The organism is Pilosibacter sp. NGB245, assembly GCF_057397225.1.
Genome location: NZ_CM171584.1, coordinates 2,580,820 through 2,592,829, shown reverse-complemented (window position 1 = coordinate 2,592,829; position 12,010 = coordinate 2,580,820). Strand labels below are relative to the sequence as shown.

At 52.4% G+C, this 12,010-nt stretch carries 12 protein-coding genes; 11 read left to right on the top strand and 1 reads right to left on the bottom strand.

Annotated elements, in window-relative coordinates:
• Positions 1-11 precede the first annotated feature (11 nt).
• The 6 genes from rbfA to rpsO all read left to right on the top strand — a co-directional run bounded on the left by rbfA (position 12) and on the right by rpsO (position 6,073).
• A complete protein-coding gene (gene rbfA, locus ACXMYH_RS11660; protein WP_142412148.1) occupies positions 12-404 on the top strand; it encodes a 30S ribosome-binding factor RbfA in 393 nt (130 codons plus the stop codon).
• A gap of 108 nt (positions 405-512) precedes the next feature.
• Positions 513-1,559, top strand: coding sequence for a DHH family phosphoesterase (locus ACXMYH_RS11655; RefSeq protein WP_329751659.1), 1,047 nt, complete (start codon positions 513-515; stop codon positions 1,557-1,559).
• A gap of 55 nt (positions 1,560-1,614) precedes the next feature.
• Positions 1,615-2,517: a tRNA pseudouridine(55) synthase TruB gene (gene truB / locus ACXMYH_RS11650; RefSeq protein WP_486554942.1), complete on the top strand. Its 903-nt coding sequence runs from the start codon at positions 1,615-1,617 to the stop codon at positions 2,515-2,517.
• Between the two features lies 1 nt (position 2,518).
• Positions 2,519-3,463 carry a bifunctional riboflavin kinase/FAD synthetase gene (locus tag ACXMYH_RS11645; protein ID WP_486554941.1) on the top strand — a complete coding sequence of 315 codons (945 nt, stop codon included), beginning with the start codon at positions 2,519-2,521 and terminating at the stop codon, positions 3,461-3,463.
• 88 nt (positions 3,464-3,551) lie between these two features.
• On the top strand, positions 3,552-5,336 hold the full coding sequence (locus tag ACXMYH_RS11640) for a L,D-transpeptidase family protein (RefSeq protein ID WP_486554940.1): 1,785 nt from the start codon (positions 3,552-3,554) through the stop codon (positions 5,334-5,336).
• 470 nt (positions 5,337-5,806) lie between these two features.
• Complete coding sequence (gene rpsO, locus ACXMYH_RS11635; protein WP_118298984.1) at positions 5,807-6,073, top strand: 30S ribosomal protein S15; 267 nt, start codon at positions 5,807-5,809, stop codon at positions 6,071-6,073.
• Here the strand turns inward: rpsO and ACXMYH_RS11630 are convergent.
• Entirely contained in the window at positions 6,063-6,371 is a 309-nt protein-coding gene (locus tag ACXMYH_RS11630) for a hypothetical protein (RefSeq protein ID WP_147352722.1), read from the bottom strand. The two genes, rpsO and ACXMYH_RS11630, sit on opposite strands and share 11 nt — an antisense overlap.
• Here ACXMYH_RS11630 and ACXMYH_RS11625 point away from each other — a divergent pair.
• From ACXMYH_RS11625 to ACXMYH_RS11605, 5 genes are all read left to right on the top strand, one after another.
• The gene (locus ACXMYH_RS11625; RefSeq protein WP_486554939.1) at positions 6,352-8,571 is read left to right on the top strand and encodes a polyribonucleotide nucleotidyltransferase; all 2,220 of its coding nucleotides are present in this window, start codon (positions 6,352-6,354) and stop codon (positions 8,569-8,571) included. The genes ACXMYH_RS11630 and ACXMYH_RS11625 overlap by 20 nt on opposite strands.
• Positions 8,572-8,722: 151 nt before the next feature.
• Positions 8,723-9,001 (top strand): type II toxin-antitoxin system HicB family antitoxin, encoded by a 279-nt coding sequence (locus ACXMYH_RS11620; protein ID WP_118530708.1) that lies wholly within the window; start codon positions 8,723-8,725, stop codon positions 8,999-9,001.
• 114 nt (positions 9,002-9,115) lie between these two features.
• On the top strand, positions 9,116-9,559 hold the full coding sequence (locus ACXMYH_RS11615; RefSeq protein WP_118530710.1) for a protease complex subunit PrcB family protein: 444 nt from the start codon (positions 9,116-9,118) through the stop codon (positions 9,557-9,559).
• 120 nt (positions 9,560-9,679) lie between these two features.
• Positions 9,680-10,330, top strand: coding sequence for a serine O-acetyltransferase (gene cysE / locus ACXMYH_RS11610; RefSeq protein WP_486554938.1), 651 nt, complete (start codon positions 9,680-9,682; stop codon positions 10,328-10,330).
• Between the two features lie 75 nt (positions 10,331-10,405).
• Positions 10,406-11,962 (top strand): DUF3794 and LysM peptidoglycan-binding domain-containing protein, encoded by a 1,557-nt coding sequence (locus ACXMYH_RS11605; RefSeq protein WP_118606191.1) that lies wholly within the window; start codon positions 10,406-10,408, stop codon positions 11,960-11,962.
• The last annotated feature ends 48 nt before the right edge of the window (positions 11,963-12,010 follow it).

Sequence of the window (12,010 nt, the reverse complement as noted above, 5' to 3'; positions counted from 1 at the left end):
GAGGTAATATCATGAGGAAAAACAGTGTTAAAAATATCCGGATCAACGGCGAGGTTCAGAAAGCTCTGAGCGAGATCATCCGCTCTGAGCTCAAGGATCCGCGCATTCATCCGATGACAAGCGTGGTCCAGGTCTCGGTCACACCGGACCTCAAGATCTGCAAGGCGTATATCAGCGTCCTTGCGGATGAGGAGCAGGCAAAAGATACGATCCGCGGCTTAAAGAGCGCGGAGGGCTTTATCAGGACCCAGCTCGCGAAGAAGATCAACCTCCGGAATACTCCGGAGATCTTCTTCGTGCTGGATCAGTCTATCGAGTACGGCGTCCGCATGTCAAAACTCATCGATGAGGTGACAAAGGATCTGCCGGATGAGGATGATAAGAAAGAAAACGACGACCAGTAGAAAATCTGGTGAATGATCGGAGCGGTCCGGAGGAGTATCCGGGAGCCGGCACGATCGGAACAGAAGACGCACCGCGGCTGCGGAAATGAAGCAGCCGCGGAGGATCATATGGAGGAATCCGGTCAGACGCGCGCGGCGCGGATTCTGCCGGATTTTTCTGATTACGAGGAGGCGAAAGCATTGGGAATTCTTGATGAGATGCTGGAGGGAAAGAAGAGCATCGTGATCTTAGGACATGTAAACCCGGATGGGGACTGTATCGGATCCTGCCTGGGACTTTATAATTATCTGAAGGAAAATTATGAGGGACTTGAGGTTTCGGTCTATCTGGAGAAAATGGGAGTGAAATTTTCCTATCTTTCCGGTTATAATGATGTACACACAGAATATGACGGAACAAAAACATTCGATCTTTGCATCACATCGGATGCCAGCGATGTTCCGCGCCTCGGTGCGTTCGCACCTTACCGGGAGACGGCAAAGGACACGTTCTGTATCGACCATCATATCACAAACAAAGGTCTCTGCAGGGTCAATGTGATCGAAAGCGGGGCGAGCTCCGCGAGCGAAGTGCTGTTTGGTCTCCTCGATCAGGACAAGATCAGCAAAGCGGTCGCAGAGTGCCTGTATACAGGGATTGCCCATGACACAGGCGTCTTCAAGTATTCCAACACCTCCAGGAAGACCATGGATATCGCGGGGTTCCTGATGGAGAAAGGGATCGATTTCCCGAAGATCATCGATGAGAGCTTTTTCGCAAAGACATACGGTCAGGCAAAACTTCACGGACGTGCGCTCCTCGACAGTGTCAGGATCCTCGACGACCGCTGCATCTATACTGTGGTGACAACGGATGAGTTAAAGGAATACGGATGCACGGTCAAGGCGACGGACGGGATCGTGGACCAGCTGCGAGTCATTGAGGGCGCAGAGGTCGTATTCCTGCTCTATGAGACGGGAAATTCGGACGAATATAAGGTGAGCCTCAGGACGAACTCGGAGGTTGATGTGAGCAGGATTGCCCAGAGCTTCGGCGGCGGCGGTCACGTAAAGGCTGCAGGCTGCACGATGACAGGAAAGCCGGAGGAGATCGCAGAGAAGATCAGCGGAAAGATCAAAGAGCAGTGGGATGAAAATGCTGCTTTTCACGGGTGAAAATTTTCTGGAATGAAAATTCCGGGACCGTGTGTCCATAAGAGCGGAGGAAAGAATGTACGACGGAATTATTAACGTATATAAAGAAAAAGGATTCACCTCCCACGATGTCGTGGCGAAAATGAGAGGGATCCTCGGACAGAGAAAGATCGGTCATACAGGGACGCTTGACCCGGCGGCGGAAGGCGTTCTTCCGGTGTGTGCCGGAAAAGGAACAAAACTCTGCGATATGCTGACCGATCATGATAAGACATACCGGGCTGTTCTTCTTCTGGGAACGGAGACGGACACGGAGGATACAACGGGGACAGTGATCGGGACAAAGGACACGTCAGGACTTACAGAAAGTCAGGTCCGTGAGGCAGTCCTCTCCTTTACCGGGGATTATGACCAGGTTCCTCCGATGTATTCGGCGTTAAAAGTCGATGGAAAGAAATTATATGAACTTGCAAGAGAGGGAAAGACCGTGGAGCGGAAGGCGCGCCCGGTAAAGATCTTCGATATTCAGATCGAGACGATGGATCTCCCGGAGGTCACAATGACCGTGTCCTGCTCAAAGGGAACGTATATCCGGACCCTGTGCCATGATATCGGCGCGAAGCTTTCCGTCGGCGGATGCATGAAGGAACTGCTCCGCACGAAAGTGGGGAGATTTGAGATCAAAGACAGCCTGAAGCTGGATGATCTTCAGAAGTTGAAGGAGGAAGGGCGCCTCGGTAAGGTGGTACTTCCGGTGGAGGAAGTCTTTAAAGATCTTCCGGAGATCCGATCGGAGACGGAGGAGCTGGATAAGCTCTTAAAGAACGGAAATCCGTTCCGCAGCCGCGCGGTGAAGAATGTAACAGACGGGGACATGTTCCGCGTTTACCATTCGGATGGAACGTTTATCGGCGCATTTCGGTATGACGCGGAAAAACGGATGTACTATCCGGAGAAAATCTTTCTGGGAGGAAATTGACATGCAGTACATCGCAGAAACCAGAGAGTTTCAGATCAAAGAGAAGACAGTTGTCAGCATCGGAAAGTTTGACGGACTTCACAGAGGTCACCAGAAGCTGATGCACGAGATGCTGAAATGGAAGGAACAGGGATTTAAGATCGCCGTGTTCACGTTCGCGACGCCTCCGTGGACGCTCGTGAAGGGAAAAATGCAGACCATGATCATGACGAACCCGGAGCGCGAGATGCTCCTGGAGCAGGTCGGCGTGGATTATATCGTGGAGTACCCGTTTGACGAGGAAGTCTGCCATATGGCACCGGAACAATTTATCTCCGATATTCTTGTCGGGCGGATGAACGCCGGAGTCATTGTCTCCGGACCGGACTGCCATTTCGGATACAAAGCGGCCGGGGACTGTGCGATGCTGGAGCGGCTTTCCGGAAAGTATGGTTATCGCTATTTTATCGTGGATAAAGAGCGTGATGAGGAAGGAAAGATCATCAGCAGCACCTATATCCGGGAAATGCTGGCGGATGGAAATATCCGGAAGGCGAATGACCTGCTGGGATATTGTTATTTTGTCACCGGAAAAGTGGAGCATGGAAATTCGATCGGGCATACAAAGCTGTATCCGACGGCGAATCTGATCCCGCCGGCTGTGAAGCATCTTCCGAAGTTCGGCGTTTATGTGACGCGGGTGACTGTGGACGGAAAGGTTTACGGAGGCCTTACGAATGTAGGAGCGAAACCGACGATCTCCGGGGATAATCCGATCGGTGTGGAGACATATCTCTATGATTTTTCGGGGGATCTCTACGGAAAAGAGATGAAAGTGGAGCTCCTCGATTTTGTGAGACCGGAGATGAAGTTTGCATCGATCGACGCGCTGAAAGCGCAGCTGGATCATGATATCAGGGAGTGCAGGGAACGCTATCACTCTTTTCAGAAAAGCCATCTTGGCTGAATACAGATAAAACAGAGTCAGAAAAGGATGCGCCTGGATCTTGAAAGAAAAAAGGCAGCAGAATGACTGGAAAAGTGGAGAAGGAAAATTGGAGTTAGAAAATAAGCCGGATGGCGAGGAAAAAGGAACGTCCGGGCAGAAGCCGATGATGACATATGCGGAATTCAAAGCCCAGAAAGGAAGAAAACGGGGAAGAGACCGCGGACCTGGAATAAATAAGGATCTTGCAGTGAAGATCTCTGCCGTGTGCGGCGGCGTGGTCGTCCTCGTCGGAGCCGTTGGCGGAGGACTTTACTGGCATGAATCTTTAAAATACAAGACATGTTTTCTGCCGGGAACCATCGTTGACGGGATGGATGTGACAGGAAAGACGGCGGCGGAAGTGGAAGACGCGATCATGGAGCAGTTAAAGGGCTACAAACTCACGATCAACGGGCGTGAGGATCTCTCCGAGTCGATCACCGGGGAAGAAGTGGGACTCTACGCGGAGTTTGACGATACCCTGGCGAAGGCGATCGCGGCCCAGAAACCGATGGAGTGGGGAAAATACCGCTTCGGAAAATCCGTGAATGAGGTGAATACGGACGCGCTGATCCGATACAATGATGAGATGCTGGGCGAAGCGGTGGACAGTCTCTCCTGCATGGATAAGGAAAATATGAGAGAACCGCAGGACGCGAAGATCTCTGATTATACGTCCGGGGGCTACACGATCATCAAAGAAGATGAGGGAACGGAGCTTCTGGAGGACAAGGTGAAAGAGGCGGTGGCCGCTGCGGTCATGTCTCTGGCGGAGAGCGTGGATCTGGAGGAACAGGGATGTTATGTGTCTCCGTCCACCACTTCCGAGGACGAGGCGTTAAAGACGGCTTGTGAGACGATGAACAAGTATGTCGGGGCAAGGATCACTTATCAATTCGGTGACAAGTCTGAGACTTTGAGCGGAGATGAGATCCACAACTGGCTGACTGTGAACGGAACGAGTGTCAGAATCAATGAGGGAAAGGCGACTGAGTATGTCAAGAAGCTGGCTGCCTCTTATGATACTGCGTATAAAGCGAAGAGTCTGAAGACATCCTACGGGAAGACGGTTTCCATCACCGGCGGAAGCTACGGTTATAAGATCAATCAGGCGAAGGAGGCAGCGACGCTTGTGAGCCTGATCAAAAACGGGGAACAGACCTCGAGGGAGCCGGAGTATTCCCAGAAGGGCGCGAGCCGGACGGGGAATGATTACGGGAATACATATGTGGAGATCAACCTTACGGCACAGCATCTTTATTTCTACGTGAAGGGAAAGCTGGTGGTCCAGTCGGATTTCGTATCGGGAAATGCGGCGAAGGGCTGGAGTACTCCTGCAGGAGCATATTCGATCACTTATAAGCAGCGGAATGCGACTTTAAAGGGACAGGGATATGCGACGCCGGTATCTTACTGGATGCCGTTTAACGGAGGGATCGGTCTTCATGACGCGAACTGGAGAAAGACGTTCGGTGGGACGATCTACAAGACGAACGGTTCTCATGGATGTGTCAATCTGCCGCCGGCGGTCGCAAAGACGATCTACGAGAATATTTCGGCGGGCGATCCGGTCCTGTGCTACCATTTAGACGGTACGGAGAGTGCTTCGACGAGCGGAACGAAGAAGGATGAGACGGCGGCGACTACGGCTGCTGCGACGACGGCAGCACCGGAGACGACAGTAGCGCCGACAACGGCAGCACCGGAGACAACGGCGGCTCCTACAACAGCGGCACCGACTACGGAAGCGCCGACAACGCCTGCGGCGGGCGGTGATCAGGAGAGTGTCGGACCGGGGTTTGCGCCGGAGACGGAAGGGACGACGGAGCAGGAGGTTGGACCGGGATTTTGATGAAATAGAAAGTTTTGGCGGGAGTACGCGGTGAGCTTCCGGGCCGGGGCGCCCGGGATGCGGGGATGGTTCCTCTAAGCCTGCATGCAACTGCTAAGGGCGGAGAACAGGGGACACAACTCGCTTCGCTCAAACAAGTGTCCCCTATTCTCCAACGCAGTTACCTGCGGGCTAAGAGGAACCAGATCCCCGGATCAAGGCGCCCCAGCCCGGAAGCTCACCGCTGGGAATCGTCGGTAAGAGGGGAAGGCGCTTCGCGCTTCCTGGTGGGAGATTACCAATGAAAGTAGCGGAGAGTTACTAAAATAAGCCTGAAAAAGTAGTGCAAAGCTACAAAAAGTGATTTACTTTTGCAGACAGGTATGATATACTGTCGGAGTATGCGAAAAGCGCCGACGCTCGGTCTGCGGATAACTCCAACCGGGACCTGGTGATCGGTAAGTTTTAAGAATTTTAAGGAGGAAATCACAATGATTTCAAAGGAAAAGAAAGCAGCTATTATCGCTGAGTATGGCAGAAAACCGGGCGACACAGGTTCACCGGAGGTTCAGATCGCAATTCTTACAGAGAGAATCGCTGAGCTCACAGAGCATTTAAAAGTTAACCCGAAAGATCATCACTCCAGACGTGGTCTTCTTATGATGGTTGGTCAGAGACGTGGTCTTCTTGCATACCTGAAGAAGAAAGATCTTGAAGGATACCGTGCTCTTATTGAGAAGTTAGGCATCAGAAAGTAATAGCAAACTTATGGGTGGAGCGCATGTTTTTCGTGTACTCCACCTTTGTGTTATCTAAGTAAACAAAATATTGGCAGAAGAAACGTCCGAGACCGCTAAAGTGTGCATGAGAAACATCGGAAAAATCCTGCTGCAGTGCAGGGGCATGGAGTGCCCATGGATTGTAACTCGTGTCCAGTTTAGTAGTTTCGGATGGATGTCCGGCAGGTCCCGGCCTGTTGACGGACAGATCCATTTCGGCTTCTTCTGTCGCAAATGAATGAAAAGGAGACGAAGCCATGTTTAAGAGTTTTTCCATGGAACTTGCAGGACGTACCTTCACTGTTGAGGTTGGCCGTGTTGCAAAGCAGGCAAATGGTGCAGCTTTCATGCACTACGGCGATACTGTTGTTCTTTCTACCGCAACAGCATCTGACAAGCCGAGAGACGGGATCGATTTCTTCCCGTTAAGTGTAGAGTACGAAGAGAAATTATACTCTGTAGGTAAGATCCCGGGCGGATTCACAAAGAGAGAGGGAAAGGCATCCGAAAATGCAACCCTTACTTCCCGTGTTATCGACCGTCCGATGCGTCCGTTATTCCCGAAGGACTACAGAAACGACGTAACACTTGACAACATTGTTATGTCTGTTGACCCGGACTGCAGCCCGGAGCTTACAGCAATGCTCGGTTCTGCGATCGCTACCTGCATTTCTGATATCCCGTTCGACGGCCCGTGCGCAATGACACAGGTTGGTTTAATTGACGGTGAGTTCATCATCAACCCGACTTCTGCACAGAAGAAGGTATCTGATCTTGCACTTACTGTTGCTTCCACAAGAGAGAAAGTAATCATGATCGAGGCCGGTGCAAAGGAAGTTCCGGAGCAGACCATGATCGATGCGATCTTCAAGGCACATGAAGTAAACCAGGAGATCATCAAGTTCATCGACCGCATCGTTGCTGAGTGCGGCAAGGAGAAGCACACTTATGAGAGCTGCGCGATCCCGGATGAGCTGTTTGCTGCGATCAAAGAGATCGTTCCGCCTGCTGAGATGGAAGAGGCTGTATTCACAGACGAGAAGCAGAAGCGTGAGGAGAACATCCGCCAGATCACAGAGCGTCTCGAAGAGGCATTTGCTGAGAATGAAGAGTGGCTTCCGCTGATCGGACAGGCTGTCTACCAGTATCAGAAGAAGACCGTAAGAAAGATGATCTTAAAAGACCACAAGCGTCCGGATGGCCGCCGCATCGACGAGATCCGCCCGTTAGCTGCTGAGATCGACATCCTTCCGCGTGTACATGGATCCGGTATGTTCACCCGTGGACAGACTCAGATCTTAAATGCCTGCACACTGGCTCCGCTTTCCGAGGCACAGCGTCTTGACGGTCTTGATGAGAATGAGACAACTAAGAGATATATGCACCACTACAACTTCCCGTCCTTCTCCGTAGGCGAGACAAAGCCGTCCAGAGGACCGGGACGCCGTGAGATCGGTCATGGCGCTCTTGCTGAGCGTGCTCTTGTACCGGTACTCCCGAGCGAGGAAGAGTTCCCGTACGCGATCCGTACTGTATCTGAGACAATGGAGTCCAACGGTTCCACATCCCAGGCCAGCATCTGTGCATCTACCCTGTCCCTTATGGCAGCAGGTGTTCCGATCAAGACAATGGTAGCCGGTATCTCCTGCGGTCTTGTAACAGGCGAGACAGATGACGATTATATCGTTCTTACCGATATCCAGGGCCTTGAGGACTTCTTCGGAGACATGGACTTCAAGGTAGGCGGTACTCACGAAGGTATCACAGCGATCCAGATGGATATCAAGATCCACGGTTTAACACGCCCGATCATCGAGGAGGCGATCAGACGCTGCCGTGAAGCAAGACTTTACATCATGGATAACATTATGGCTCCGGTTATCAGCGAGCCGAGAAAGACTCTGTCCAAGTACGCTCCGAAGATCACGCAGATCACCATTGATCCGGCGAAGATCGGCGATGTAGTCGGCAAGCAGGGTAAAGTGATCAATAAGATCATCGAGGAGACAGGCGTTAAGATCGACATCACAGATGACGGTGCAGTCAATGTCTGCGGTACTGATCAGGAGATGATCGACAAGGCGATCGCTACGGTCAAGAACATCGTGACAGATGTTGAGCCGGGCATGATCTACACAGGTAAGGTTGTCCGCATCATGGAATTCGGTGCATTCGTTGAGCTTGCTCCGAACAAGGATGGTATGGTTCACATCTCCAAGCTTTCTGACAAGCGCGTCGCTAAGGTTGAGGATGTTGTCAACATCGGCGATGAGGTTACGGTAAGAGTCGTTGAGGTTGACCGCATGGGAAGAATCAACCTGACGATGAGACCGGAGGACATGACAGCTGATCTTGAGAAGCTGACTCGTCCGGAGAGACGCGAGAGAAGCGACCGCCCGGAGAGACGTGACGACAGAAGAGGCGGACGCCGCGACGACAGACGCGAGCGTTCTGAGAAGAAGGAAGATAACGAGTAAGACATGTCAGAGTTCGGTTATGTGCCAGTTTTGGTTACTGCATGACTGAACGGTGCTGCTTACGATAAATACATGGGCCGCAGCCTGCAGCGATTATGCTTTGCAGCCTGCGGCTTGTGTTGGTTTAAAATAGATCGGAGAGGAGAACATCATGACATTTACATATCCTGCCGTATTTACAAAGAAGGAAGAGGGAGACGGTTATCACGCATTTTTCCCGGATCTGGAGATGTGCGAGGCAGACGGTGCTGACCTGGAGGATGCCATCGAGAATGCCAGGGATGCAGCCCAGAACTGGATCAGCGTGGAGCTGGAGGAATTTGAGGGTGACCTGCCTTTTGCGACCCATATGGACGATATTGAATTGGCGGAGAATCAGGTTGCAAAGCAGATCATGGTGAAGATTAAGTTTTTGCCGGACAGCGACTGATGGGAGGAACCTGTTTCAGACAGCGATTCCGTTTCCGGTATTCATGACAAAAGACATATAAATAAGATCCCCGGAATAGGATTGTAACAAAATCCATGACGGGGATCTTATTTTATGTTCAGACGTTTGCCAAGGCGCGCGAGAAAGGTGCTTACGGTGCTGGGAGTCCTGACGGTGATCTTAGGCGGGATCGCGGCATTTACCGGATGTCAGTCCGGAAATTCAGAGGAAACACAGGGGGAGGATCTGGAGTTCACAGTCACCGGGGAGGCGGATATTCCGGCGGCACTTAAGGAGCTGATCGACAAAAAGCGGGAAAAACCATTCAAGCTGACATACGCTGACGGGCAGGAGATGTATATCGTCATCGGTGAGGGCCCCCAGAAAGGCGGTGGCTACAGCGTGGCGGTGAAGGCGCTCTATGAGACGGATAATTCCATCGTGATCCGCACGGAACTTATGGGACCGGAAGCCGGGGAGGCGAAAGGAACGGAAAATTCCTATCCGGTGCTGATCGTGAAAACGGAATACCGGGATAAGCCGGTAGTTTTCCGGTAACATAATATAAAAAATGGACCAATGCAATACTTTAACACTTTACTTTAATGATAGTTTCTGTTAGAATACTTGTAATTGACGGGAAGAGATTACATCGGGATGACAGGAGGAGAGGAAAACATGTTGTTAAAAGATATATGGCTTGATGTGAAGGCAGTTCAGGAGAGGGATCCGGCGGCGAGAAGTGCTCTGGAGGTACTGCTTTTATATCAGGGCGTCCATGCCCTGATCTGGCACCGGATCGCCCACTGGTTCTGGATTCACAATATGCGATTCCTCGGGCGTCTGATCTCCCAGATCGCCAGATTTTTTACCTTGATCGAGATCCATCCGGGGGCTGTTCTGGGACATGGGATCCTCATTGACCATGGCTGCGGCATCGTTATCGGTGAGACTACAGTGGTGGGCGACAACTGCACGATCTATCAGGGCGTGACACTGGGCGGTGTCGGAACAAAGAAGGGAAAACGTCATCCGACGATCGGAAACAATGTGCTGATCGGTGCAGGTGCGAAGATCCTTGGCGCCTTCGAGGTGGGCGACAACTGTCAGATCGCGGCGAATGCGGTTCTCTTAAAACCCCTCGAAGAGAACAGTACGGCGGTCGGGATCCCGGCGAGACAGGTCAAAAAGGACGGTGTGCCGGTGAATGACCCGGCGAAGAAAGTCAATATGGAGCACATTTGTAAGATCCAGGACACGATCGATGAGCTGGAGCGCCGGGTGCGGGAGCTTGAAAAAGAGCTGGAAGAGGCGAAGAAGGAGCTGTAAACAGCAGGTATAAAATGTTAAACGTCATCATACAATTTCCTGAAGCATAAACTGGAAAGGTATGGTGGCGTTTTTATGATGGAACTTTTGAAGAAGCATATCCACATGAATCGTCGCCGGGGGAACGTCACGTCCCAGATGACCCTGGATGACGATTTTAATGTGCCGGATTCCATGGATGATGTGGAGGAGCTGATCATGGAAAACGGGGAGGTAAAGATCGACTCGGTGAAAAATCCCGGTGAGAAGGCGGAGGTGAGTGGAAAGCTGGAGTTTCGGATCCTGTACCGGCGTCCCGGCGGGGAACTCACGGCGCTCGCGGGCAGCATTCCGTTTACGGAGACGGTACATATGCCGGGACTTTCGGAAAATGATTATGTTCAGGCGGGATGGGAGCTGGATGATCTGAACGTGAGTCTCATCAATTCGAGAAAGCTGAATGTCAAGGCACTCGTGACGCTGAACCTCAGGGCGGACGAGATCCGGGACATGGAGGCGGCGTCCGATGCGAAGTTTGACGGTGAGGTCGAGGTGTTAAAGAAGACGCTGACCGTGGCGGCGATCGCTGTGCGGCGGCGGGATACGTTCCGGGTGCGGGAGGTACTTTCAATACCGGGAAATAATCCGGATGCGGAGACTCTTTTGTGGCAGGATATGCGCCTTCAGGATGTGGAGACGAAGCCGCTCGACGGGAAGATCCATATCAACGGAGATCTTCTCGTGTTCGCAGTCTACTCGGCAGGCGGCGGGCAGATGCCGGTGCAGTGTTTTGAGGAGACTGTTCCGTTTTCCGGGGACGTGGAGCTTACGGAGTCGGCGGAGGACATGATCCCGTTTATCACGGTAAAGCTGGTGCACCGGGATCTGGAGCTACAGCCGGATGCCGACGGGGAGATGCGGGAGATCGCCGTGGACGCGGTCATGGAGCTGGATATCAGGCTCTATGAGGAGGAAGAGGTGGAGCTTTTGAGCGACCTCTATGCGTTGGACCGGGAAGTGATCCCGGAGACAGGCACTGCATGTTTTGATACGCTGGCGGTCCGGAACCAGGTGCGGACAAAGATCCAGGAGAAGATACAGCTCACCGGGCGACAGAGGATCCTTCAGATGTGCCATGCTGACGGGGATGTGAAGATCGACGAGGTGCAGATCAGGGAGGACGGGATCCACATGGACGGGGTGCTGGAGGTCCGGCTTCTGTACCTGACGGCGGATGATCAGGCGCCTGTCGGTGCGGCGTCGGAGGTCCTGCCGTTTCATCTGATGGCAGCCGCGGACGGACTGCCGCAGGATGCGGTCTACGAGATCGCGCCGGGGATTTCCGGACTTTCCGCGGTCATGGCAGGCGGGGATGCCGTTGAGGTGAAGGCGCAGATCACGGCGGATGTGCTGGTGCTGACTCCTGTGTGTGTGCAGACTGTGGCAGCGGTGACGGAGGAGCCGCTTGATACAGAGAAGTTAAAGAAGATGCCGGGGATCATCGGATATGTGGTGAAGCCGGGAGATACGCTCTGGAAGATCGCAAGGATGTTCCACACCAGCGTGGAGCGGATCATGGAACTGAATCATCTGACGGACAGCACGATCCGGTCCGGTGACAGGCTGATCCTGGTAAAAACGGTACAGGGCTGAAATTTTTATTTTCCCCGAATGTCTGGTTGCAATTCGGGGAAAATTTTA

What these genes read in the sequence shown, in the direction of transcription:
- rbfA (WP_142412148.1), top strand. Translation starts at nt 12, where the DNA reads ATGAGGAAAAACAGTGTTAAAAATATCCGGATCAACGGCGAGGTTCAG.
- ACXMYH_RS11655 (WP_329751659.1), top strand. Translation starts at nt 513, where the DNA reads ATGGAGGAATCCGGTCAGACGCGCGCGGCGCGGATTCTGCCGGATTTT.
- truB (WP_486554942.1), top strand. Translation starts at nt 1,615, where the DNA reads ATGTACGACGGAATTATTAACGTATATAAAGAAAAAGGATTCACCTCC.
- ACXMYH_RS11645 (WP_486554941.1), top strand. Translation starts at nt 2,519, where the DNA reads ATGCAGTACATCGCAGAAACCAGAGAGTTTCAGATCAAAGAGAAGACA.
- rpsO (WP_118298984.1), top strand. Translation starts at nt 5,807, where the DNA reads ATGATTTCAAAGGAAAAGAAAGCAGCTATTATCGCTGAGTATGGCAGA.
- ACXMYH_RS11625 (WP_486554939.1), top strand. Translation starts at nt 6,352, where the DNA reads ATGTTTAAGAGTTTTTCCATGGAACTTGCAGGACGTACCTTCACTGTT.
- ACXMYH_RS11630 (WP_147352722.1), bottom strand. Translation starts at nt 6,371, where the DNA reads ATGGAAAAACTCTTAAACATGGCTTCGTCTCCTTTTCATTCATTTGCG.
- ACXMYH_RS11620 (WP_118530708.1), top strand. Translation starts at nt 8,723, where the DNA reads ATGACATTTACATATCCTGCCGTATTTACAAAGAAGGAAGAGGGAGAC.
- ACXMYH_RS11615 (WP_118530710.1), top strand. Translation starts at nt 9,116, where the DNA reads ATGTTCAGACGTTTGCCAAGGCGCGCGAGAAAGGTGCTTACGGTGCTG.
- cysE (WP_486554938.1), top strand. Translation starts at nt 9,680, where the DNA reads ATGTTGTTAAAAGATATATGGCTTGATGTGAAGGCAGTTCAGGAGAGG.
- ACXMYH_RS11605 (WP_118606191.1), top strand. Translation starts at nt 10,406, where the DNA reads ATGATGGAACTTTTGAAGAAGCATATCCACATGAATCGTCGCCGGGGG.